This is a genomic window from Thauera sp. GDN1 (assembly GCF_029223545.1).
GTDB lineage: Bacteria > Pseudomonadota > Gammaproteobacteria > Burkholderiales > Rhodocyclaceae > Thauera.
The window spans coordinates 3,449,659-3,469,788 of the sequence record NZ_CP097870.1 but is presented as its reverse complement, the minus strand read 5'-3'; the positions used below and the strand labels follow the sequence as shown (position 1 = coordinate 3,469,788).

Here is a 20,130-nt window from a genome sequence, read left to right as displayed (position 1 = left end):
GATGGCAGCGCGGATCGCGGTGGTCGATAGTGGCTGCGCCGCGGTGCATGCATTGCGGGTGCGGGCGGCGGCTGCCTTCGTGCTCGATGACAGCGGCGTTCGCCAGGAGCCGGTGACCGCCGACGCGCTCGGCCACGGCAGCCGCGTGGCCGACATCCTGCTGCATTGCGCGCCGCAGGCCGAGCTGCTGGTCGCCCAGGTGTTCCGCGATCGTCTGACGACCACTGCGACGCAGGTGGCGGCGGCGATCGATTGGGCGGTGGCGAACGGCGCCCAACTCGTCAATCTCAGCCTGGGCCTGCGCGAACCGCGGCCGGCGCTGGCCGAAGCCTGCGCGCGCGCGGTGGCGGCCGGTGTCGTGCTGTGCGCGGCGGCGCCGGCGCGCGGCGATGCGGTGTATCCGGCAGGCTTCGCGGGTGTGCTGCGGGTGAGCGGCGATGCGCGCTGCGCGCCTGGCGAGCTCGCCGCGATCTGCTCCGCCGAGGTCGATTTCGGTGCCCATGTGCGCCCGCTCGATGGCGGTCTCGCCGGCGCGGGCGCGAGCATGGCCTGCGCCTGGCTCAGCGGCCAGGCGGCGCGGCACCTGGCGGACGGTGGGGGCGTAGGCACCCTGCGCGCCTGGCTGGCGGAGCAGGCCAGCCACCACGGCGTGGACAATCCGAGGAGCAGACATCATGGCGGCTGAAGGCATTGTGATCATTGGCGCCGGGCCTGCGGGCGCGGCAGCGGCGATCGGGCTGGCGCGGATGGGCGAGCCGGTGACGCTGGTGGGCGAGCCGCGCCGCTTCGCCGCGGTGGAAGGCGTGTCGGCGCGCGTCATCGACGCCTTGCGCGGCCTCGGTCTGCAGCAGGCGCTGACGGCCTTTGCGCCGCCCTCGCCGCGGCGGGCGGTGTGGAATGGCACCTATACCGAAGCCAACGTGGAAAGCCTGGTCGACCGCCAGCGCTTCGACCGCGGGCTGCTCGACGATCTCGAACGCCTCGGCGTGCCGGTGGTGCGCGGCCGGGTGACGGCACTGCATTCGGCGCCCGGACGTCACGAACTGGAGATCGACTCCGACGCCGGGCCACGCACGCTGGCGGCGGACTTCCTCGTCGAAGCCCGTGGCCGTGCCGCGCCCGGTGGCGGAGCGCCGCGCGTGCGCGGGGTGGAGACGGTGTCGCTGCTGCAGTATTGGCAGGGACCGCCCGGCGCGGCGGCTTCGGCGGTGCTCAGCGTCGAGGATGGCTGGATGTGGATGGCCGCGTTGGCCGACGGGCGGCGTTACCTCCAGCTGACGATGGACGTCGCCAGCGCCGACCTGCCGCCGAAGAAGGCGCTCGGCGACTACTGCAGCGCACGGTTTCGCGCGGTGGAGGCAGCGGCGCCTTTCCTGCGCGATGCGGAGCCGGTCGGCGAACCGCACGCGCGCACCAGCACGGCGGTGCTCAACGAAGTGGCGGCGGGCGATGACTGGATCCGCGTCGGCGATGCGGCAATGGCGGTCGATCCGCTGTCGGGCAATGGCATCTTCCAGGCCCTGTCGTCCGCACTGCAGGCGCCGGCCGTGGTGGCCACCCTGCGCCACGACCCCCGCCGCGCCGCGCTTGCGCGACAGTTCCACACGCGTCGGATCGAGCATCTGTTCTTCCGCTTCGCCCGCATCGGGCGCGACTTCTACGCCCAGGAAACGCGTTGGCCCCAGGCCCCGTTCTGGGCCGCACGCCGCGGCTGGCCGGATGCCGCACCGCTGCACGCCGCGGTGACGCCCGAGACCGTGCGTGTCGCGCGCGCGCCGGTGGTGTGCGCGGGACGGATCGTCGAGGAGGACGTGATGGTGACGCCCGACCAGCCGCTCGGCGTGTGGCACGTCGACGGCCTGGCGGTGGCGCCCATGCTGGCCGCCTTGCGTGCGGCGGGCGGCTCTTCGTCCGACAAAGGAAGGTGCGAGGCACTGCTGTGTGCCCGTTTCGGACTCGAGCCGGCGCGCGCTGCGGCCTTGCTGGCCTGGATGCAGGCCCAGAACTGGCTCGTTTGAACGCTGACGGCAGGAATTTTGTGGTCGAAGCGGAGAGCGCGTTGCCGATTTGGGCTAATGGTTCCAGCAAAAAAATCTATTTGGCGCGCGCGCCGCTCCGCTTCAGCCGGCACGCCTGAGCGTGTCCGACGGTAGTTCGCCGAACATCGTCTTGTACTCGGCGGAAAAGTGCGACAGGTGCCAGAAGCCCCAGCGCGCGGCGATGTCGGCGACCGTGCTGCGGCCGCTGGGGTCGGCGGCCTTGAGCGCGCGGCGCACCGCATTCAGGCGGATGGCGCGCAGGAACCTCACCGGGTTGAGATCGAGCACGTCCTGGAAGCTGTACTGCAGGGTGCGGCGCGACACGCCGAGCTCGATGCACAGGTCGGCGACCGTGATCGGCTCGTCGATGTGGGCCTCCATGTAGGCACGTGCGCGCGCCACCACGAGCTGGCGGGCGCGACAGGACGGGGCCGGTGCCGCCTGTCCGCTGCCGACCGACAGCGTGTCGAGCAGGGTGGCGAACAAGGCCTGCTCCATGGCCTTGCGCATCTGCGGGTGGAGCAGCAGTTCGGGGGTCGCACGCAGGCTGGCCATCATGGTCGCCAGCAGTTGGCCGAGCGCTGTCATTCCCTCGGGCGTGGCGGGCGCCAGCTTGCGCCCGGCGAGCTCGGCCTCGAGGTTGCGGTGGTCCACCTGCTGCGCATAGTCGTGGAGCGCCGCCGAATCGGCGGTACAGGCGAGGATCTCGAGCCGGCGCGGGGTGCGGAAATCGAGCTCGTCGTCGCCCCCGAGGGTCAGCATGGACTGCGCGTCATAGACCTCGCCGCCGAACCAGCCCGTGCCTTCGATCGCGATCGGCACGGCGAAGGTGCGTGAGCCGCGCCACGCGCCGCCAGCCTGATGCACCGACTGGTTCAGGCCCTCGCGAAAGAGCTGCACCTTGCCGAAGCAGAACTCCTCGAACACGCCGGCGAAAGCGCCCGCCGTCAGCTGGTCGTAGCGCTGCTGCCAGTTGGTCAGGCAGGCCGCGTGATCATCGGCGTCGAGCGTGTCGCGCAAGGTGTAGGAGTAGGGGGCGCGAACCGAAGGCTGGGCAGCCGGGCTCATTGCCCGCACCCCCTCGGCAGGTGCCAGGTGGCGTTGGTGAACATGTCTCGTCCTCTCTCGATCGGTGTCCGATCGTGCTTGTCGTTATGTATGTCCCTGCCGGAACAGGGGTTAAGTGAACGTTTCTCCCCTGCTGCGCGGTCGGTTTTCAGGATGGCACGGTGGTGGGTGACTTTGCAACCTGGAGCCGTGGCCGGGCCCTCGCCCTCGCTTGCCGTTTTCGGATAACGCGCACGGAAGGTCCGCGCCTACGATCTGCTCGCCTTCTGCATGGATCCGGCGCCGACCGGACAGCTGGAGGCAAAGCCAGCAGCTGTGCAGGCCCTCGCAGAAGGGCTGGACGCGGACTCGCGTGACCTTGCGGTGGCGTGAGGAGGAGACAGGATCGGATCGCCCGTTGCGCGCGGCGTCCGTGGTCGTCCTCGGTCTGTGCAGCGCTGCGGTGTTCTCCGTGCATGGACGGCCAGGGCCGGCCCGGTGGGAGGACGCCTCATCAAAGGATATGAAGAGGAGACCGGTCTTGAAAATCAGAACCCTTGCCACTGCCATGAGCAGCCTGGCTGCGCTCGGCATCTCGCTGGCGGCCCCCCCGGCCCACGCCTCGGCCGAAGCGCTGATCCGCGCCAAATGCCTGCCCTGTCATACCGAAAGCGATGACGGCATCAGCCGCATCAGCCACCAGCGCAAGACGCCCGAGGGCTGGTTGATGTCGGTGGCGCGCATGCAGATCATCCACGGCCTCAAGATCACCGACGAGGAGCGCCGCACGGTGGTCAAGCACCTGGCCGACACCCAGGGCCTGGCGCCGTCTGAGACCGCCGGTGCGCGCTATGCGATGGAGCGTCGCCTCAACACCATGGAGGCCTTCGAGTCGGAGCAGTTCACCCAGATGTGCGCGCGCTGCCATACCGGCGCCCGTGTGCTGCTGCAGCGCCGCCCCGCGTCGGAGTGGGAGCACCTGGTGCATTTCCACCTCGGTCAGTACCCCACCGCCGAATACCAGGCCCTGGGCCGCGACCGCGACTGGTTCGGCATCGCGTTGAAGGAGATGGTGCCCGAGCTGGCGAGCAAGCTGCCGCTGGAGTCCGAAGCCTGGAAGCAGTGGCAGGCGCGCGCGCCGCAGGCGGTCAAGGGCGAGTGGAGCCTGAGCGGCCACATGACCGGCCGCGGCGGCTTCGCGGGCGTGATGAAGGTGGCGGCTGGCGAGGGCCAGGACCGCTATGCGCTCGCCTTCGAAGGCCACTGGGACGACGGCAGGCCGATGAAGGGCAGGGGGCAGGCGCTGGTCTACACCGGCTACGAGTGGCGCGGCGACCTGGTGATCGATGGCACGCCGATGCGCCAGGTGTTCGCGGTGGAAGACGGCGTGATGCGCGGCCGCATGTTCCTGCGCGACCAGGACGAGGTCGGTGCCGATGTGGTCGCCAGCCTGCAGCAGGCCGGCAACAGCCGCGTGCTGGCGGTGCATCCTTCGTACCTGAAGGCCGGCGAGACCGCCGAGCTGCGCATCGTCGGTTCCGGTCTGGCGGGCGACGTGACGCTGCCCGCGGGCGTGAAGCTGATCGACACGGTCAAGCGCTCTGCGACCGAGGTGGTGGTTCGCGTGCAGGCCGATGCCGCGGCGCGCGGCGTGCACCCGGTGGCGGTCGGCAAGGTTTCGGGCGGCGCGCTGGCGCTGTACGACAGCGTGGCCGCGGTGAAGGTGCTGCCGGCGTTCGCGGTCGCACGCATTGGCGGCAACGGTACGCCGACGGCCAAGGTCGAGGCGCGCTTCGATGCCGAGGCGTGGGCGGCTGGCGCCGACGGCAAGGCCGGCACCGAGGACGATTTCCGCATCGGCGTGATGCCGGCGAAGTGGTCGGTGGAGCCCTTCAACGAGGTGTCTGCGCACGACCAGGACGTCAAGTTCGCCGGTCTGATGGATGCCGCGAGCGGCGTATTCGTGCCCGGAGACGCTGGTCCCAACCCGGCACGCCGCATGTCGGCGAGCAACGTGGGCAACCTCAAGGTGGTGGCCGAGGTGGAGCAGGGTGGCGAAAGGCTGCGGGGCGAAGGTCAGGTCATCGTGGCGCCGCCGCGCTGGAACAACCCGCCGCTGCCCTGATCGGTGGTGCGCTGTGTTCCGGCAGGCGCCGCCTGCCCCCCGCAATCCCGACACCGAAGGAGGCTCCCATGGGTGCCGTCTTGAATCTGGTGCAGAACAACCTGCACGAGCTGCGCGTCGATGAAACGCGCATGCTGTTCCACATCCCGAGCAGTTCGCTGTTCGCGCTCGACCCGCTGACTGCGGCGCTGATCGATCGCATCCGTCGCCAGAGCCTCACCGCCGAGGCCCTGATCGACGGATTGCGCACCGAGTTCGACGCCGCGGAGGTGGCCGATGCGATCCGCGAGCTGGTGGCGCTCGAGCTCATCGACGACGGCCGCCCGGCCGGCGCCGGGGCGCTCGCGCACACCTTCGAGCGTTTCCCGCTCACCACGGTGGTGCTCAACGTCAACACCGGCTGCAACCTGAGCTGCACCTACTGCTACAAGGAAGATCTCGACAAGCCCTCGGCGGGCCGCAAGATGGCTTTCGAGACCGCACGAGATGCGATCGAGATGATGCTGCGCGAGTCGCCCGACGAGCCGCGCTACAACGTCGTCTTCTTCGGCGGCGAGCCGCTCAGCAACCTGCCGCTGATAAAGGACGTGGTGGCGTACTGCGAGACGCGCTTCCCTGAGCTCGGCAAGCAGGTCGATTTCGTCATGACCACGAACGCGACCCTGCTCTCCGACGACACCATCGACTGGCTCAACGCCCACCGCTTCGGCCTGTCGATCAGCATCGATGGCCCCAAGGCGATCCATGACCGCAACCGGCTCACCGTCGGTGGTCAGGGCACCTACGAGACCGTGCGGCGCAAGGCCGAGCGCCTGCTGTCGCGCTACGACGCGCGGCCGGTTGGCGCGCGCGTCACGCTGACCCACGGCACCACCGAGGTCGAGCGCATCTGGGACCACCTGTTCAACGAGCTCGGCTTTGCCGAAGTCGGCTTCGCGCCGGTGACCTCGGGCGACATCAGCACCTTCAACCTGACGGGCGAGGAGCTGGTCGAGGTCTTCGCCGGGCTCAAGCGGCTCGGTGCGCGCTACCTGGAGGCGGCGCTGGAGGGGCGCAACATCGGCTTCTCCAACATGCACCAGCTGATCACCGACCTGCACGAAGGCCACAAGAAGGCGTTGCCCTGCGGTGCCGGGCTGAAGATGCTGGCGGTCGATCACAAGGGCGAACTGAACCTGTGCCACCGCTTCACCGGCTCCACGCTGCCGACCTTCGGCGACGTGAAGAACGGCATCAAGCGCGAGCAGCTCGGCGACTTCCTGTCCCAGCGCCTGGATCGCACCGATACCGGCTGCGCCAGCTGCCGCATCCGCAACCTGTGCTCGGGCGGCTGCTACCACGAGAGCTACGCGCGCTACGGCGATCCGGCACACCCCACCTATCACTACTGCGATCTGATGCGGGACTGGGTGGACTTCGGCATCGAGGTCTACAGCCGCATCATGGCCGGCAATCCGGCCTTCATCGAAAAGCATATTTCCCCGAGGAGGGCGTCATGAAACATCTCAAGGCGATCAACAACAAGGCGCGGCTGCTGGACAAGGCGGTCGCGGAGGACCGGGTCGAGGAAGTGGTGGCGATGAGCGCCATCGCCGGCTGCACCGCGACGGTGGACCCGGGCTGGGAAGTGGACGCCTTCGGCGGCGTGGCATCGCTGTGCCAGCCGATGGAGTCGGACCTCTACGGCTGTGCCGACCCGTGCTGGTGGCCGGCGCAGGTGCCGGACGTGATGAACACCTACCCGGACTGGAACAAGGACGCGGCCAACACCCGCGAGGACTGGCGCAATCTCGGCTCGGTCTTCCCGGGCGACAAGCTGTAAAGGGGGCGGACATGAAGAAGACGATGATCGGTGGCGCCCTGCGCCGCAGCGCGGCTGCGCTTGCCTGCCTGGCCGCCGGCACCTTGCATGCCGCCGCCGCCAACGAGTCGCTGGCGCTCAAGCCCGGCAGCGAATACCTGATGGTGGCCAACTACCCGAACAACCTGAACGTGGTCGACCTGGCCAGCGACAGCGTCTACAAGACCTGCAAGCTGCCCGACGCCTTCGGGCCGGGCATCACGCAGATCGCGCCCGACCGCCGCACCGCCTACGTGCTGAACAACCGCTTCGGCACGATCTACGGCGTCGATCTCGATACCTGCAAGCTCACCTTCCGCGCCGAGATGTCGCAGGGCGACAACGAGCGCGCCAAGTCGATCGGTTCCTTCACCATCAGCCCCGATGGCAAGGAGCTGTATGCGGTGCAGAACCCGACCACGATCAACCGCGACCACTATCGTGTCGGCGAGCCACGTTTCGCGGTCTACGACACCGGTGCCGGCCTGGAGGCCAGGCCGGTGCGCACGTTCCCGGCCCCGCGCCAGGCCAACATCATGCAGTCGGGCGACGACGGCGCGGTCTACCTGGCGGGCCCGAACATCTACAAGGTGGATGTGAAGACCGGTGCCATGACGGTGGCGCTGCCGATCCGGGACTGGCAACGTTCGACCCACGCTCCGCTCGATGTGCTTTACCTGTGGCCGGTACAGACGCCCACCCGGGACTTCACCATTCTGTACACCACGGCAAAGTTCCAGGACGACAAGCAGGACATGGCGACCGCCGAGTACCAATACGGTTTCCTGAACGTCAACCTGAAGAATGGTGAGACCGAGGCGCGCGAGTTCGGCCCGCTGACCGAGATCTACTTCACCGGCATCCGCTCGCCGAAAGACCGCAACATCATCTACGGCCTGCTGCATCGCCTGACCAAGTACGACATCGCCCAGCAGAAGCTGCTGCAGGCCGCCGAACTGGACCACACCTATTACACGGTGTTGGCCAATCAGTCAGGCAGCCGGCTCTATCTCACCGGCACCTTCAACGACATCTCCATCCATGACGCCGACACCCTGGCCAAGGTCGGCCAGGTGACGCTGCCGGGCGGGGACATGTCGCTCGGCACCGGGCAGGTCTTCGTGCGCTGAGCCCGAACTCCCAAGCACTGATCCGCTGACCCGCGTCGCGGGGCATTCATCGGGGCCCTCACCGGCCCCGAGGGTCCCGCGCACCCCAAAACAATCAATCAGGAGACGAACATCATGCGCATTCAAACGACGCTGGCCGCCGTGCTCGCGGGCCTGGCCACGCTGGGCAGCGCGCAGGCCGCAGATTTCTACGAACGCGATGGCACCACCCTGGGTTTCAACGTGGACGGCATGGCCGGCGCCTTTTCGACGAGCGAGGACTATCTTGCCGAGGGCGGCAAGAAGTGGCGCGAAGCCTTCGTGCATGGCGTGCTGGTCGGCAAGACCCGCGCCGGCGAGGGTGAACTGTATGGCGGGCTGGGCGCGATCGCGCAGGGCACCTGGGGCGACGGCGACGCCGGCGGCTACACCAGCGGACGCGAGCGCGATGTCGATCTGGAGGACGCCTACCTCGGCTGGCGCAGCGCCGGCGGCCTGCTCGACTTCTCCTTCGGCCGCCAGCAGTTCCAGCTCGGAGACGGCTTCCTGATCGCGGGCGACCGCATCAACCTCGGCAAGGGGGCCTTGCTCGGCGGTGCCGACGTCGACCGCGGTGGCGCCTATTACCTGGCGGCGAAGAAGAGCTTCGGCAACACCGCCATCCTGCGTGTCGATCCGGATGGCCCCGTGCGCGGCGACGCCTTCTGGCTGCAGTCGGACAATCCCTACCAGCAGGACACCGAGCTTGGCGGCCTGAATGTGGAGTACGTGTCCGAGACCCACGGCACCCTGGGCCTGAGCTGGATGAAGGTGCTCGACGTGGACAAGGGCGCCGGGCTGGGCATCTTCGACCGCCGCGACGGCATGCGCATCACCAGCCTGCGTGGCCAGGGCAGCTTGGGGGTGGAGAACCTGCTCCTGTCCTTCGAGTACGTCGATCAGCGTGGCGGCAGCGACGTGGTGAAGAACGACGCCGACGCGTGGACCGTCGAGGGCGGCTGGACCTTCGCCGACCTGCCGTGGAGCCCGACGCTGAACTACCGTCATGCGCGCTTCTCGGCCGACAAGGCGGGGACCGATCGCAACGAGGCCTTCGATCCGCTGTTCTTCGGCCTCAGCCGCGGCCTCGGCACCTGGTTCCAGGGCGAGGTCGCCGCCAACTATGCCGGCCCGGCCAACAGCGGCAACAAGCTCGATCGCGTCGAGCTGACGGTGGCCCCGCGTGCGGACCTGTCGGTGAGCCTGCAGTACTGGGACATCAAGTCCATCGGCGACGCCCCGGATCTCGACGGACGCGAGATCGACCTGTTCGCCTTCTGGCAGATCAACGACAACTTCACCTTCGTGCCGCTGATCGGTATCTACGAGCCGCGCGGTGACAGCGTGAAGGCGGCGCAGGGCAACGACCGGCGCAACGTCTATCTGCAGGCGGTGATGCTGTTCAACTTCTGATGGCGACGACGCCTTCCCCAGACCAATACACAAGTAGTCGGAGACAAGAGATGGATCGATACAAGGGTGAATTGCTGAGCGCCAACACACGCCGGTTCCTGGCCCAGCCCAAACGCATGCTGATCGGCAGCGAGTGGCTGGAGGCCGTCGGTGGCGGCACGCTGGAGGTGGTCGACCCGGCCAGCGCGCAGGTGTTTGCCAGCGTGCCGGCGGGCGAGGCGGCCGACATCGACCGCGCAGTGGCGGCGGCGCGCAAGGCCTTCGAGCAGGGCGAGTGGCCGAAGATGCGCCCGGTGGACCGCGAGCGCCTGCTGCTGCGCCTGGCCGACCTGGTCGAGGCGAACGCGCAGGAGCTGGCCGAGATCGAGGCGCTCGACAACGGCAAGCCGGTGACCATGGCGCGCGCGGTCGACCTGGCGCTGATGGTGGATTTCCTGCGCTACATGGCCGGTTGGGCGACCAAGCTCGAGGGCTCGACGATGGAAGTGTCGGTGCCGCTGGTGCGCAACCGCGAGTTCTTCGGCTTCACCCGGCGCGAGCCGGTGGGCGTGGTCGGCGCGATCATCCCGTGGAACTTCCCGCTGCTGATGGCGGCGTGGAAGGCGGGACCGGCGCTGGCCTCCGGCTGCACCATGGTGCTCAAGCCGGCGGAGGAAACCCCCTTGTCGGCGCTGCGCTTCGCCGAGCTGGTGCTGGAGGCGGGCTACCCGGCCGGGGTGTTCAACGTGGTGACCGGCCACGGCCACACCGCGGGCGCCGCGCTGGCCGCGCACACCGGTATCGAGAAGGTCGCCTTCACCGGCTCGACCGAGATCGGCAAGCTGGTGGGCAAGGCCGCGCTCGACAACATGACGCGGGTGTCGCTGGAACTCGGCGGCAAGAGCCCGGTGATCGTGCTCGACGATGCCGATCCGGCGGTGGCGGCCGCGGGCGCGGCGCAGGCGATCTTCTTCAACCAGGGCCAGGTGTGCTGCGCGGGTTCGCGCCTGTATGTGCACAAGAGCCGCTTCGAACGCGTGGTCGAGGGCCTGTCCGAGATCGCCGCCGGCATGAAGCTCGGTGCCGGCATCGACCCCACGACCCAGATCGGTCCGCTGGTCTCGGCCACCCAGCAGCAGCGCGTGCTCGGCTACATCCGCAGCGGCTTCGACCAGGGCGCGCGCGCCCTGGCGGGCGGCGCGGCGGGCGAGGGCGAGGGCTTTTTCGTCAAGCCCACCGTGCTGGTCGACACCCGTGACGACATGAAGGTGGTGCGCGAGGAGATCTTCGGCCCGGTGGTGGTCGCGATGCCTTACGACGATCTCGACGAGGTCGCCCGCCGCGCCAACGACACGCCCTACGGCCTGGGTGCCAGCATCTGGTCCAACGACCTGTCGCGGGTGCATCGGCTGCTGCCGAAGATCAAGGCCGGAACGGTGTGGGTCAACTGCCACAACATCCTCGACGCCTCGATGCCCTTCGGCGGCTACAAGCAGTCGGGCATCGGTCGCGAGATGGGGCGCGCGGTGCTCGATCTATATACCGAGAGCAAGTCGGTGATCATGGCCCTGTGAGCGCCCTGCGCGCCGCGGCGTGGCCGGCGGCGCGCAGGGCGGGTTCCGCGGGCCACCGGCCCGCGGCCCCGGCGGCCGCGAGGAGGAAAGGGAATGAATGCCCCCGAACTGGCGGTGGCAGCCTGCCATGCGCTCGATCTGACCTGGATCGCGGCCGCGCCCGCGGAGCGCGCACGCCACTGGCAGCGCATCCATGGCGATGCCGAGCTGGCGGCCTGGCTGGCGCCGCTGCAGCCCACCCATCTGTATTTCGGCAGCGAGTTCTGCGAACACCTGCTGCCGTCCACGCGGGCCTTGCGCGAGGCCCTGCGCCAGGCGGAGAGCGCCGGCCTGCGTCTGGTCCTGCTGAGCCCGGTGGCCTCGCCCGAGGTCCTTGCGCGACTCGACGCCCTGCTGACCATGCTGCCGGCCGGCAGCGAGGTGGTGGTCAATGACTGGGGCGTCGCGCACGAGCTGGCGAGCCGTTTCCCGGACTTGCGTCCGGTGGCCGGGCGGGTGCTGTGCCGCATGACCAAGGATCCGCGGCTCGATGCGGGCTGGGCCGGCCGTTGCGGCCATGGCCTCGCGGCGCCGACGATGCGCGGCCTGTTCGCACGCCTGGGCATCCGGAGCCTGGAGATCGATGTGCCGCTGTTCGCCGACGACGCGGCGTTCGCCGACCTGCCCTTGCCCACCGCGGTGCACCTGCCCTACGTCTATGTGGCCAAGGGCCGCATGTGTCGGGCGGGCTCGCTCGCGGTGAAGGGGCCGGAGCGATTCGCCGTCGGCCGCCGCTGCCAGAAGGAATGCCTGCGCTTCTCGGCGCTGGCCTCGCGTCCCGGGCGGGCCGATGCGGGGGCCAGTGTGCAGTTGGGCAACACCTTGTTCAGCCGCCATTCGGCGGCGATGGCGCACAGCCTGAGGCAGGCGGTCGACGGCAAGCGTGTCGCCCGCCTGGTCGTGCCGGGAGCGCCGCTATGAGGATCGTTGCCCCGGTATCGCGCGTCGCCGAGATCGAGCCGCTGGCGCAGGCGGGCGCGAACGAGTTCTACTGCGGCCTGGTGCCGCCCGACTGGCTGGGGCGCTTCCATGCGATCAATGCCAATCGCCGCCCCTCGGGCAACCTGACGCGCTACGAGGACCTGGCGAGCGCGATCGACATCGCTCATGCGCATGAGGCAACCGTGTCGCTGGTGCTCAACGCCCAGCACTATTCCGCCGCCCAGATCGGTGCCGCGGAGGAAATCGCCGGGCGTTTCGCGGCGCTGGGCGGCGATGCGCTGATCATCAGCGACCTCGGCCTGCTCCATGCGCTGTCGACGCGCTTTCCGGCGCTGCGCATGCACGTCAGCTCGGTGGCGACCTGTCGCAACGCGGGGGCGGCACGGCTGTGCCGCGAGCTCGGCGCGCAACGCCTGATCCTGCCGCGCGACGTCACCCTGGCCGAGGCCGCCAGCATCGCCGCCGAGGTGCCCGACATCGAGATCGAGGCCTTCGTGCTCAACGACGGCTGCATCTTCGAGGAAGGCGCCTGCCACACCATCCACCTGCCGGGCCAGCTCGGCGGGCCGATCTGCCTCGATCGCTTCGAATACCGTTACCGCCGTCGCGACGGCAGCGACGTGTCGCCGCGGCTGGCGGCGCGTCTGCAGGAGAACGACGCCGAGTACGAGCGCTGGCTGTGGTACCGCTTCTCCTGCGGCTTCAGCACCACGCCCGAAGGCCTGCCCTACGGACCTTGCGGCTTGTGTGCCGTGCCCGCGCTGCGGCGCGGGCGGGTGGCGGCGATCAAGATCGCCGGGCGCGAGGCGCCCACCGCGCGCAAGCTGGCGAGCGTGCGCATGGTCAGATCCGTGCTGGATCGCGTGCGCTGCGGTGAGGACGACGCCGATGTCCGTGAATTCGCCATGAAGCTGCGGCCTTCGGAAGCGCATTGCGCCACCGGTTACATGTGCTATTACCCCGAGGTGTTGCGGGCGGAGGCGCGCTGAGATGCGGGCCGTGCCGCGTGGGGTGGCGCCGGTAGCGGTCGTGGCGCTGGCCGTGCCGCTGGTGGCGATGTGGCCGGCGGCGGGGCAGTCGCTCCTCGCGGTGGCGCTGGGACTCACCGTGCATGCGGCGTTCCGGGCGGTTGGGCGGGCCGCCGCGCTCGCGCTCGCGGCGGCCCTGGCATGGGCCTGTGTGCTGGCCCTGGGCTGGCATTTCGCCGCCGACGGTTTCGGGGTGCGCTACGTGTGGCTGTACAGCAGCGCCGAGTTGCCGCTGCACCTGAAGATCGCCAACGTGTGGGGGGGCGACGAGGGCACGACCTTGATGCTCGCTGCCTGCTGCCTCGGTCTTGCCGCTGGCAGGGCGCGCGCCGGCGGCGATCGGGGCCGCCATTCGGTCGCGGCCGCGATCGCCGCCTGGGTCGCGTTCACCGCATTGTGGCTGACGCCCTTCGCCGCGACACCGGCCGGGTGGCTGGCGCAGGCGCCGTCGCAAGGCATGAACGCCCACCTGATGAAGCCGTGGATGCTGTTCCATGCGCCGCTGGTGCTGGCCGCCTATGCGTGGACGCTGGCACTCGCCGCGCCCGCTCTCGACGCCTTGCGCGGGGTGCCGGCACCGTGGCCGGTGCTCGCCCGTGCGCATGCGCGCCGGGCCTGGCTGGTGCTCACCGCCGGCATCGGTTTCGGCATGCTGTGGGCGTTCGAGGATGCGATGTACGGCCAGGTCTGGCACTGGGATCCGGTGCAGACCGCGGTGTTCTGCCTGTGGTGCGTGCTCGGCGCCCACCTCCACGGGGTGGCGGGCTGGGGCGTGGGGCGCCCGCACTGGCGGACGATGCCGTGGGCCGGCGTGCTCGCAGCCGCGGCGGTGCCGCTGGTGATGGCGGTGACGCGCAATCCGGTGCTCGCGAGCTCGCATCGCTACGTGGGCGCCGACTCCTGGATCGCCCACCTCGTGCTCGCTGGCGTGCTGCTGCTGGCGGGCGTCGCATGCGCGATCGCGGGGCGGCGGGCGGGAAAGGCGGCCTCACCCACGGGCTGGCGCCTGCCCTCGGGGCTGTGGCTGGCTCAACTGTGCTTCGTGGGGGCCGCTGCGGTCGCCGCCGGGCAGTTGCTGTTCGCCTTCGGCGCGGGCGTGCTCCATCTGCCCCGTCCGGAGGAATACAAGCCCTTCCTCGCCATGCTGGGCAACCTCACCACCGGCGGCGAGCTCGCGGCCCTGCGCGCAGCCTTCGAGCAGTGGGACGTGGACGGCTACGTGCTCGCGCGTCTTCTACTGCTGCCGCTGGCCGGATTCGGGCTGGTGGGCGGCTGGTACTTCTTCCGCCGGATCTCGGTGGCGGCCGGGCGCGGAACCCTGCTGCTGGTCCTGCTGGCAATGGGAGCCAACGCGCTGTGGGGCGGTGCAGTGACGCGGCAGTACACGGGAGCCGGCATCCTGTCGCAGCAGATCGTGGCCGTGCTGCCGTGGCTCGACGCCAGCCTGGTCGGTGGTGCCTATCTCGCGCTCGGCGGCCTTGCCTGGGCGGTTCAGGTCCTGCATCGGCAGGGCCGCAAGGCGGTGGCGACGGTGGTCCCGCTGGCGGCGATCCATGCCGGTGTCGCCCTCGCCTTGTGGGGCGGATTGCTGGCGACCGCGCTCAACAGCTACACGCAGCACGAGATCGTCTTCGACGGCGGGCCGAGCGCGTGGGCGAAGGATCGCCATGGCTACGCGTTCCGGCTCGCGGACATCCGCATCGGGCCCGCGCTCGACGGGGCCAGCGCTGCGCCGGCCGCGGTGCAGGCGCTGACCACGATCGAGGTGCGCGGGCCGACGGGGGAAAGGCTGGACGGCCAGACCCTGTACCGGGATGCGCGGGCGCCGTCCGAGCGCTTCGACGGGCCACTGCGCCAGGTGTGCGAGCTGCTGGACTATCGCTATGCGCGCCACGTCGGCACGCCCGGATATCTGCTGCAACCCTTGATCGACCAGGGCTGGATGCGCGCAGTGCAGTTCTGGGTGGCGCCTGCCGCGGTGGTCGAGGCGATCGACGGGCGCGCCGGCGGCGCGGTGATCGTGGTGGTGAAGGTCTTCCCCTTCATTTCCCTGTTGTGGAGCGGGCTGCTCCTGGTCCTGTTCGGCAGTGCGTGGCTGGCCCTGGTGGGCTCGCGCAAGACGCTCCGAAAGAGTCATCCCTCGATGCAGTGACACGTGCGTGTCCGGGTTTTTCCGAACGTCGCATCCGCTCAGCGATCCGCAACAAGCGGATACAATCAGCGCCTCATTTTTCCGGATGTCCCCTCATGCAAGAGACCGTCGATTGGATCAACGGCTGGGTATGGAGCCCAGCACTCGTCTACCTTTGCCTGCTGGTAGGCCTGTATTTCTCGATCCGCACCCGTTTCATGCAGGTGCGCCACATGGGCGAGATGGTGCGCGCCATGTTCCGCGGCAAGAGCTCGGCCGCGGGCGTGTCGTCCTTCCAGGCGCTGACCATCGCGCTGTCGGGGCGTGTGGGCACCGGTAACATCGCCGGCGTCGCCACCGCGATCGGCTTCGGCGGTCCCGGCGCCATCTTCTGGATGTGGATGGTGGCCTTCCTCGGCGCCGCGACCGCCTACATCGAGTCGGCGCTCGGCCAGATCTACAAGACCGAGCACCACGGGCTGTACCGCGGCGGCCCCGCCTACTACATCGAGAAGGGCCTGGGCTGGCGCGTGTACGCGATCGTGTTCGCCGTGGTGACGGTGTTCGCCTGCGGCCTGCTGCTGCCGGGGGTGCAGACCAACAGCATCGCGGCCAGCATGGAGAACGCCTTCGGCGTGGCGCCGGCGGTGACCGGCACCCTGATCGTGATCCTGCTCGGCCTGATCATCTTCGGTGGCGTGCGCCGCATCGCCCAGGTCACCCAGGTGGTCGTGCCCTTCATGGCGCTCGGCTACATCCTGGCCGCGGCCGTGGTGGTGGCGCTCAACGTCGAGAAGGTGCCCGAGGTCATCAGCCTGATCCTGTCCTCCGCTTTCGGCCTCGACGCCGGTTTCGGCGCGATGATCGGCCTGGCCATCCAGTGGGGCGTCAAGCGCGGGGTGTATTCGAACGAGGCGGGCCAGGGTACCGGCCCGCACGCCGCCGCCGCCGCCGAAGTGCCGCACCCGGCCGCGCAGGGCCTGGTGCAGGCGTTCTCGGTGTATGTGGATACGCTCTTCGTGTGCTCGGCGACCGCGTTCATGGTGCTGATCACCGGGACCTACAACGTGACCGGCGCGGACGGCCAGCAGGTGTTCACCGGCCTCGCCAACATCGCTGCGGGCACCGGCTTCACCCAGGCTGCGATGGAGCAGGTGCTGCCCGGCTTCGGCTCGATGTTCGTGGCGGTCGCGCTGTTCTTCTTCGCCTTCACCACGGTGCTCGCCTACTACTACATTGCCGAGACCAACCTCGCCTACCTGACCCGCAACCTGCGTTCCGAGTCGTTGATCTTCGTGCTGCGCGTGGCCCTGATCGCGTCCGCGTTGTACGGCTGCGTGCGCACCAGCGACCTGGCCTGGGGCCTGGGCGACATCGGCGTCGGTCTGATGGCCTGGCTCAACATCGTCGCCATCCTGGTGCTGCAGAAGCCGGCGCTGGTGGCGCTCAAGGACTACGAGGCGCAGCAGGCACGCGGCCGCGCCGAGCCCGAGTTCGATCCGCGCCCGCTCGGGATCGAGAACGCCCAGCTGTGGGAGAAGGTCGCCGACAAGCGCAAGCGCGGCGCCTGATCGCATCCGCGGGCAGCAAGTCCCGCGTGCAGGACCCGCCCGCCGACGCTGGGTTATAGTGTCGGCGGGCTTTTTACATTCGAAGGACCCATGCAGATCGTACTCATCAGCGGCCTGTCGGGCTCGGGCAAGAGCATCGCGCTCAACGTGCTGGAGGACGCCGGCTACTACGTGGTGGACAACCTTCCCGCCGCGCTGCTGCCGCAGCTGGTCGACCACCTGCGCGCGGCCGGCTGGCGGCGGGTGGCGGTGGCGGTGGACATGCGCTCCGGCGTCAGCATCGCGGTCCTGCCGCAGCAGGTCGAGGCGTTGCGTGCCAGCGTCCGCGATCTGCGCTTCATCTTCCTCGAGGCGCGCGACGATGCGCTGATCGCGCGCTTCTCCGAGACCCGCCGCCGCCATCCGCTCGCCATCGACGACGTCAGTCTGGAGGAGGCGATCCATCGCGAGCGCGACGCGCTCGAGAGCATCGCCGAGCTCGGCCATCGCATCGATACCAGCGAGCTGCACCCGAACACGCTGCGGGCCTGGGTCAAGGATTTCATCCAGATGCCTTCGACCGAAGGCATGACATTGATGTTCGAGTCCTTCGGCTTCAAGTACGGAATCCCGCTCGACGCCGACCTGGTGTTCGACGTGCGCTGTCTGCCCAATCCGCACTACGACCTGAAGCTGCGCCCGCTGACCGGGCGCGACCAGCCGGTGATCGAGTTCCTGGAGAAGATTCCCGAGGTCGGGCGCATGGCGCAGGACATCCGCCAGTTCGTGGCCAACTGGCTGCCGGCCTACCTGCGCGACAACCGCAGCTACCTGACGGTGGCGATCGGCTGCACCGGCGGCCAGCACCGCTCGGTATATCTGGCCGAGTGGCTGGCGGGGCAGTTCCGCGACCAGCTCGACGTCCTCGTGCGCCATCGTTCGGCGGCGCGGCGTGCGGCCGACCGCGCCGCGGGCAGCCACGATGCGGGGAACGGAAGCACGCAGTGAGCTTCGATGCAGCACGGTGGCGGGCGCTGCTGCGGCCGGGTGACGTCCTGCTCGTCGTCGCCGGCCTGACGGTGTGCGTGTATGCGGTCGTGGCCCTGTGGCGGGGCGGGGCGCCCGACGGCGCGGTGGTGCGTGCCGGCGGCCGCGTGGTGGCCGAGGTCGATCTGAGCCGCGAGCGCCTGATCGAGGTGCCCGGCCCGCTCGGCGTCACCGTGATCGAGATCCGCCCCGGGCGGGCGCGCGTCGCCTCCGATCCCGGCCCGCGCCAGTACTGCGTGCGCCAGGGCTGGCTGACACAGGCCGGCGCGGTGGCGATCTGCGCACCCAACGAAGTCAGCCTGAGCCTCACCGGCCGCGCCGCGGATTATGACTCCCTCAACTATTGAACTGCGGCCCACGGCCGAGGACCGGCGCATCGCCCGCCATGCCGCGGCGGCGATCGTGCTGACCGTGGCCGAGGCCGCGATCCCGCTGCCGCTGCCGGGGGTCAAGCCCGGGCTGGCGAACATCGTCACCCTGGTCGTGCTCGCGCGCTGGGGCTGGCGCGAGGCGGTGTGGGTGTCGCTGCTGCGCGTGCTCGCCGGCAGCCTGCTGCTCGGCCAGTTCCTGGCGCCGGGCTTCTTCCTGAGCCTGTCGGGCGCGCTCGCGAGCCTGCTCGTGCTCGGGCTGGCGATGCACCTGCCGCGGCGCTGGTTCGGTCCGGTCAGCCACAGCATCCTGGCCGCGTTCGCGCACATCGGCGCGCAGCTGGTGGTGGCGCGGCTGTGGCTGGTGCCGCACGACGGGGTGTTCTACCTGCTGCCGGTGTTCGCGCTCGCCGCGGTGGTGTTCGGCCTGGTGAACGGGCTGGTCGCGGCGCGCCTGCTGGCCGAGCTTTCCCCGGCGCGCGGCGACCGGCACACGGTGGCGCCGGCCGAGCAGTCCGCGCCCGCACGGGATTCTCCGGAACGCTGACCGCCCGTCGTCGTCCAACCGGGCACTGCAGGCGGCCATACGGCCTGCGCGACGCACGGAGGAGACATGCGCGGAAGCTGGTGGAAATGGCTGAGCGCCGTACTGGCGATCGTCTTCGGTCTGATCTTCGGCTGGGTTGCGGGTACCGGGCTGGTGCAGGCTGCCGGCAGCGCGGTCGTGTCCGCGCCTGAGGCTGCGGACCCCCACGCGCTGCGCCCATGCGATGGCGAGACCGTGCGCCCGGATCCGAGAACGATCGACTGACGTGCCGGGCTCACGGCCCCGAGCGCTACGCGGGGCCGCAGGTCGTGCTCAGCCGCGCTGGCGGGCGAACCACTCCAGCATGCGCTTCCAGCCGTCCTCGGCCTCGGCCTTGCGGTAGCTCGGGCGGTAATCGGCGTGGAAGGCGTGCGGTGCGTCGGGATAGACGTGGATCGTGCTCCTGCTGCCGGCTTTCGCGAGCGCCTCGTTCATCATCTCGACGTCGGTCAGCGGAATGCCTTGGTCCTGTCCGCCGTAGAGGCCCAGCACCGGGGCGTGCAGCGCGTCGGCGACATCGATCGGATGCCTGGGCGTGTTGTCGGACGGCGCGCCGTCGACGCGGCCGTACCAGGCCACGCCGCTCCTGAGCCTGGGGTTGTGCGCCGCGTACAGCCAGGTGATGCGGCCGCCCCAGCAGAAGCCGGTGATGGCGAGCCAGTCCGGATCGCCACTCTGGGCCACTACCGCCCATGCGGCGCAGGCGTCGAGGTCGGCCATGACCTGGGCGTCCGGCACCTTGGCGACGATGGACTGAAGGATCTCGGCGACGTTCTCGATCGTGCGCGGGTCGCCCTGGCGGAAGAAGAGCTCGGGGGCGATCGCCAGATAGCCCTGATGGGCGAGGCGACGACAGACATCGCGGATGTGCTCGTGGACGCCGAAGATTTCCTGCACCACCAGCACCACCGGCAGCTTGGACCCGCCCGCCGGGCGCGCGAAATAGACCGGCAGCGTGCCGCCCTCGACCGCGATGCCGGCTTCGCCGGTGCTCAGCCCGGTGGCGTCGGTGCTGATCGTGGTGCTGGCCTGCACCGGTTGCACGGCGAGCGCGAAGCCGGCGGCGGCAAGGGTGGTGACGAAGCCGCGGCGATCGAGGCGGGCGGCGGGAAGCAGGCTGTCGAACTGCGGGCGATCGGTTTCGGGGTCCATCGTCTTCATCGTTGGTGTCTCCTCTGTGTGGTTCCGATTCCATGAATGCGCTGCGGGCCGGAGCGTGGTCTCTGCACGAAAGATCCGTCAACGACAACCATTTATGTCAAGACGTTCCGAAT

18 protein-coding genes are annotated in these 20,130 nt (G+C 69.6%); 16 read left to right on the top strand and 2 right to left on the bottom strand.

The features are described from left to right. The first annotated feature begins 1 nt into the window (after position 1). Together CKCBHOJB_RS15945 and CKCBHOJB_RS15940 are read left to right on the top strand one after the other, a co-directional pair. A complete protein-coding gene (locus tag CKCBHOJB_RS15945; protein WP_281049647.1) occupies positions 2–685 on the top strand; it encodes a S8 family serine peptidase in 684 nt (227 codons plus the stop codon). Further along, positions 675–2,018, top strand: coding sequence for an FAD-dependent monooxygenase (locus CKCBHOJB_RS15940; protein WP_281049646.1), 1,344 nt, complete (start codon positions 675–677; stop codon positions 2,016–2,018). Before CKCBHOJB_RS15945 ends, CKCBHOJB_RS15940 begins: the two co-directional genes overlap by 11 nt. A 102-nt stretch (positions 2,019–2,120) precedes the next feature. Here the strand turns inward: CKCBHOJB_RS15940 and CKCBHOJB_RS15935 are convergent, their stop codons facing one another. Further along, a complete protein-coding gene (locus CKCBHOJB_RS15935) occupies positions 2,121–3,107 on the bottom strand; it encodes a helix-turn-helix domain-containing protein (RefSeq protein WP_281049645.1) in 987 nt (328 codons plus the stop codon). 520 nt (positions 3,108–3,627) lie between these two features. Between CKCBHOJB_RS15935 and peaA the strand changes: the two genes are divergently transcribed. The 14 genes from peaA to CKCBHOJB_RS15865 all read left to right on the top strand — a co-directional run bounded on the left by peaA (position 3,628) and on the right by CKCBHOJB_RS15865 (position 19,081). Next, positions 3,628–5,211, top strand: coding sequence for a quinohemoprotein amine dehydrogenase subunit alpha (gene peaA, locus CKCBHOJB_RS15930; protein ID WP_281049644.1), 1,584 nt, complete (start codon positions 3,628–3,630; stop codon positions 5,209–5,211). A 68-nt stretch (positions 5,212–5,279) separates the two neighbouring features. Beyond that, positions 5,280–6,710, top strand: a complete 1,431-nt coding sequence (peaB, locus tag CKCBHOJB_RS15925; RefSeq protein ID WP_281049643.1) for a quinohemoprotein amine dehydrogenase maturation protein — start codon at positions 5,280–5,282, stop codon at positions 6,708–6,710. Next, positions 6,707–7,033, top strand: a complete 327-nt coding sequence (gene qhpC / locus CKCBHOJB_RS15920) for a quinohemoprotein amine dehydrogenase subunit gamma (RefSeq protein WP_004253576.1) — start codon at positions 6,707–6,709, stop codon at positions 7,031–7,033. Before peaB ends, qhpC begins: the two co-directional genes overlap by 4 nt. Before the next feature lie 11 nt (positions 7,034–7,044). Next, a complete protein-coding gene (gene peaD / locus CKCBHOJB_RS15915) occupies positions 7,045–8,181 on the top strand; it encodes a quinohemoprotein amine dehydrogenase subunit beta (RefSeq protein WP_281049642.1) in 1,137 nt (378 codons plus the stop codon). Positions 8,182–8,295: 114 nt separating this feature from the next. After that, the gene (locus CKCBHOJB_RS15910; RefSeq protein WP_281049641.1) at positions 8,296–9,612 is read left to right on the top strand and encodes an alginate export family protein; all 1,317 of its coding nucleotides are present in this window, start codon (positions 8,296–8,298) and stop codon (positions 9,610–9,612) included. A 50-nt stretch (positions 9,613–9,662) separates the two neighbouring features. Next, entirely contained in the window at positions 9,663–11,165 is a 1,503-nt protein-coding gene (locus tag CKCBHOJB_RS15905; RefSeq protein WP_281049640.1) for an aldehyde dehydrogenase family protein, read from the top strand. A gap of 93 nt (positions 11,166–11,258) precedes the next feature. Further along, positions 11,259–12,125, top strand: a complete 867-nt coding sequence (locus CKCBHOJB_RS15900) for a hypothetical protein (RefSeq protein WP_281049639.1) — start codon at positions 11,259–11,261, stop codon at positions 12,123–12,125. Further along, entirely contained in the window at positions 12,122–13,135 is a 1,014-nt protein-coding gene (locus tag CKCBHOJB_RS15895) for a U32 family peptidase (protein WP_281049638.1), read from the top strand. Before CKCBHOJB_RS15900 ends, CKCBHOJB_RS15895 begins: the two co-directional genes overlap by 4 nt. A gap of 1 nt (position 13,136) precedes the next feature. Then, the gene (ccsA, locus tag CKCBHOJB_RS15890) at positions 13,137–15,326 is read left to right on the top strand and encodes a cytochrome c biogenesis protein CcsA (RefSeq protein WP_281049637.1); all 2,190 of its coding nucleotides are present in this window, start codon (positions 13,137–13,139) and stop codon (positions 15,324–15,326) included. Between the two features lie 95 nt (positions 15,327–15,421). Then, positions 15,422–16,876 (top strand): alanine/glycine:cation symporter family protein, encoded by a 1,455-nt coding sequence (locus CKCBHOJB_RS15885; protein WP_281049636.1) that lies wholly within the window; start codon positions 15,422–15,424, stop codon positions 16,874–16,876. Positions 16,877–16,966: 90 nt separating this feature from the next. Next, entirely contained in the window at positions 16,967–17,863 is an 897-nt protein-coding gene (gene rapZ, locus CKCBHOJB_RS15880; protein WP_281049635.1) for an RNase adapter RapZ, read from the top strand. Then, entirely contained in the window at positions 17,860–18,249 is a 390-nt protein-coding gene (locus tag CKCBHOJB_RS15875) for a NusG domain II-containing protein (protein ID WP_281049634.1), read from the top strand. The genes rapZ and CKCBHOJB_RS15875 overlap by 4 nt, the downstream gene beginning before the upstream one ends. Further along, positions 18,230–18,817, top strand: a complete 588-nt coding sequence (locus CKCBHOJB_RS15870) for a Gx transporter family protein (protein WP_281049633.1) — start codon at positions 18,230–18,232, stop codon at positions 18,815–18,817. The genes CKCBHOJB_RS15875 and CKCBHOJB_RS15870 overlap by 20 nt, the downstream gene beginning before the upstream one ends. A gap of 66 nt (positions 18,818–18,883) precedes the next feature. Next, entirely contained in the window at positions 18,884–19,081 is a 198-nt protein-coding gene (locus tag CKCBHOJB_RS15865) for a hypothetical protein (protein WP_281049632.1), read from the top strand. Between the two features lie 48 nt (positions 19,082–19,129). Here CKCBHOJB_RS15865 and CKCBHOJB_RS15860 read toward each other — a convergent pair whose 3' ends face one another. Then, complete coding sequence (locus CKCBHOJB_RS15860) at positions 19,130–20,017, bottom strand: dienelactone hydrolase family protein (RefSeq protein ID WP_281049631.1); 888 nt, start codon at positions 20,015–20,017, stop codon at positions 19,130–19,132. Between the last annotated feature and the right edge of the window lie 113 nt (positions 20,018–20,130).

Coding starts and splice junctions, on each gene's coding strand:
- CKCBHOJB_RS15945 (WP_281049647.1), top strand. CDS start 2: ATGGCAGCGCGGATCGCGGTGGTCGATAGTGGCTGCGCCGCGGTGCAT.
- CKCBHOJB_RS15940 (WP_281049646.1), top strand. CDS start 675: ATGGCGGCTGAAGGCATTGTGATCATTGGCGCCGGGCCTGCGGGCGCG.
- CKCBHOJB_RS15935 (WP_281049645.1), bottom strand. CDS start 3,107: ATGAGCCCGGCTGCCCAGCCTTCGGTTCGCGCCCCCTACTCCTACACC.
- peaB (WP_281049643.1), top strand. CDS start 5,280: ATGGGTGCCGTCTTGAATCTGGTGCAGAACAACCTGCACGAGCTGCGC.
- qhpC (WP_004253576.1), top strand. CDS start 6,707: ATGAAACATCTCAAGGCGATCAACAACAAGGCGCGGCTGCTGGACAAG.
- peaD (WP_281049642.1), top strand. CDS start 7,045: ATGAAGAAGACGATGATCGGTGGCGCCCTGCGCCGCAGCGCGGCTGCG.
- CKCBHOJB_RS15910 (WP_281049641.1), top strand. CDS start 8,296: ATGCGCATTCAAACGACGCTGGCCGCCGTGCTCGCGGGCCTGGCCACG.
- CKCBHOJB_RS15905 (WP_281049640.1), top strand. CDS start 9,663: ATGGATCGATACAAGGGTGAATTGCTGAGCGCCAACACACGCCGGTTC.
- CKCBHOJB_RS15900 (WP_281049639.1), top strand. CDS start 11,259: ATGAATGCCCCCGAACTGGCGGTGGCAGCCTGCCATGCGCTCGATCTG.
- CKCBHOJB_RS15895 (WP_281049638.1), top strand. CDS start 12,122: ATGAGGATCGTTGCCCCGGTATCGCGCGTCGCCGAGATCGAGCCGCTG.
- ccsA (WP_281049637.1), top strand. CDS start 13,137: ATGCGGGCCGTGCCGCGTGGGGTGGCGCCGGTAGCGGTCGTGGCGCTG.
- CKCBHOJB_RS15885 (WP_281049636.1), top strand. CDS start 15,422: ATGCAAGAGACCGTCGATTGGATCAACGGCTGGGTATGGAGCCCAGCA.
- rapZ (WP_281049635.1), top strand. CDS start 16,967: ATGCAGATCGTACTCATCAGCGGCCTGTCGGGCTCGGGCAAGAGCATC.
- CKCBHOJB_RS15870 (WP_281049633.1), top strand. CDS start 18,230: ATGACTCCCTCAACTATTGAACTGCGGCCCACGGCCGAGGACCGGCGC.
- CKCBHOJB_RS15865 (WP_281049632.1), top strand. CDS start 18,884: ATGCGCGGAAGCTGGTGGAAATGGCTGAGCGCCGTACTGGCGATCGTC.
- CKCBHOJB_RS15860 (WP_281049631.1), bottom strand. CDS start 20,017: ATGAAGACGATGGACCCCGAAACCGATCGCCCGCAGTTCGACAGCCTG.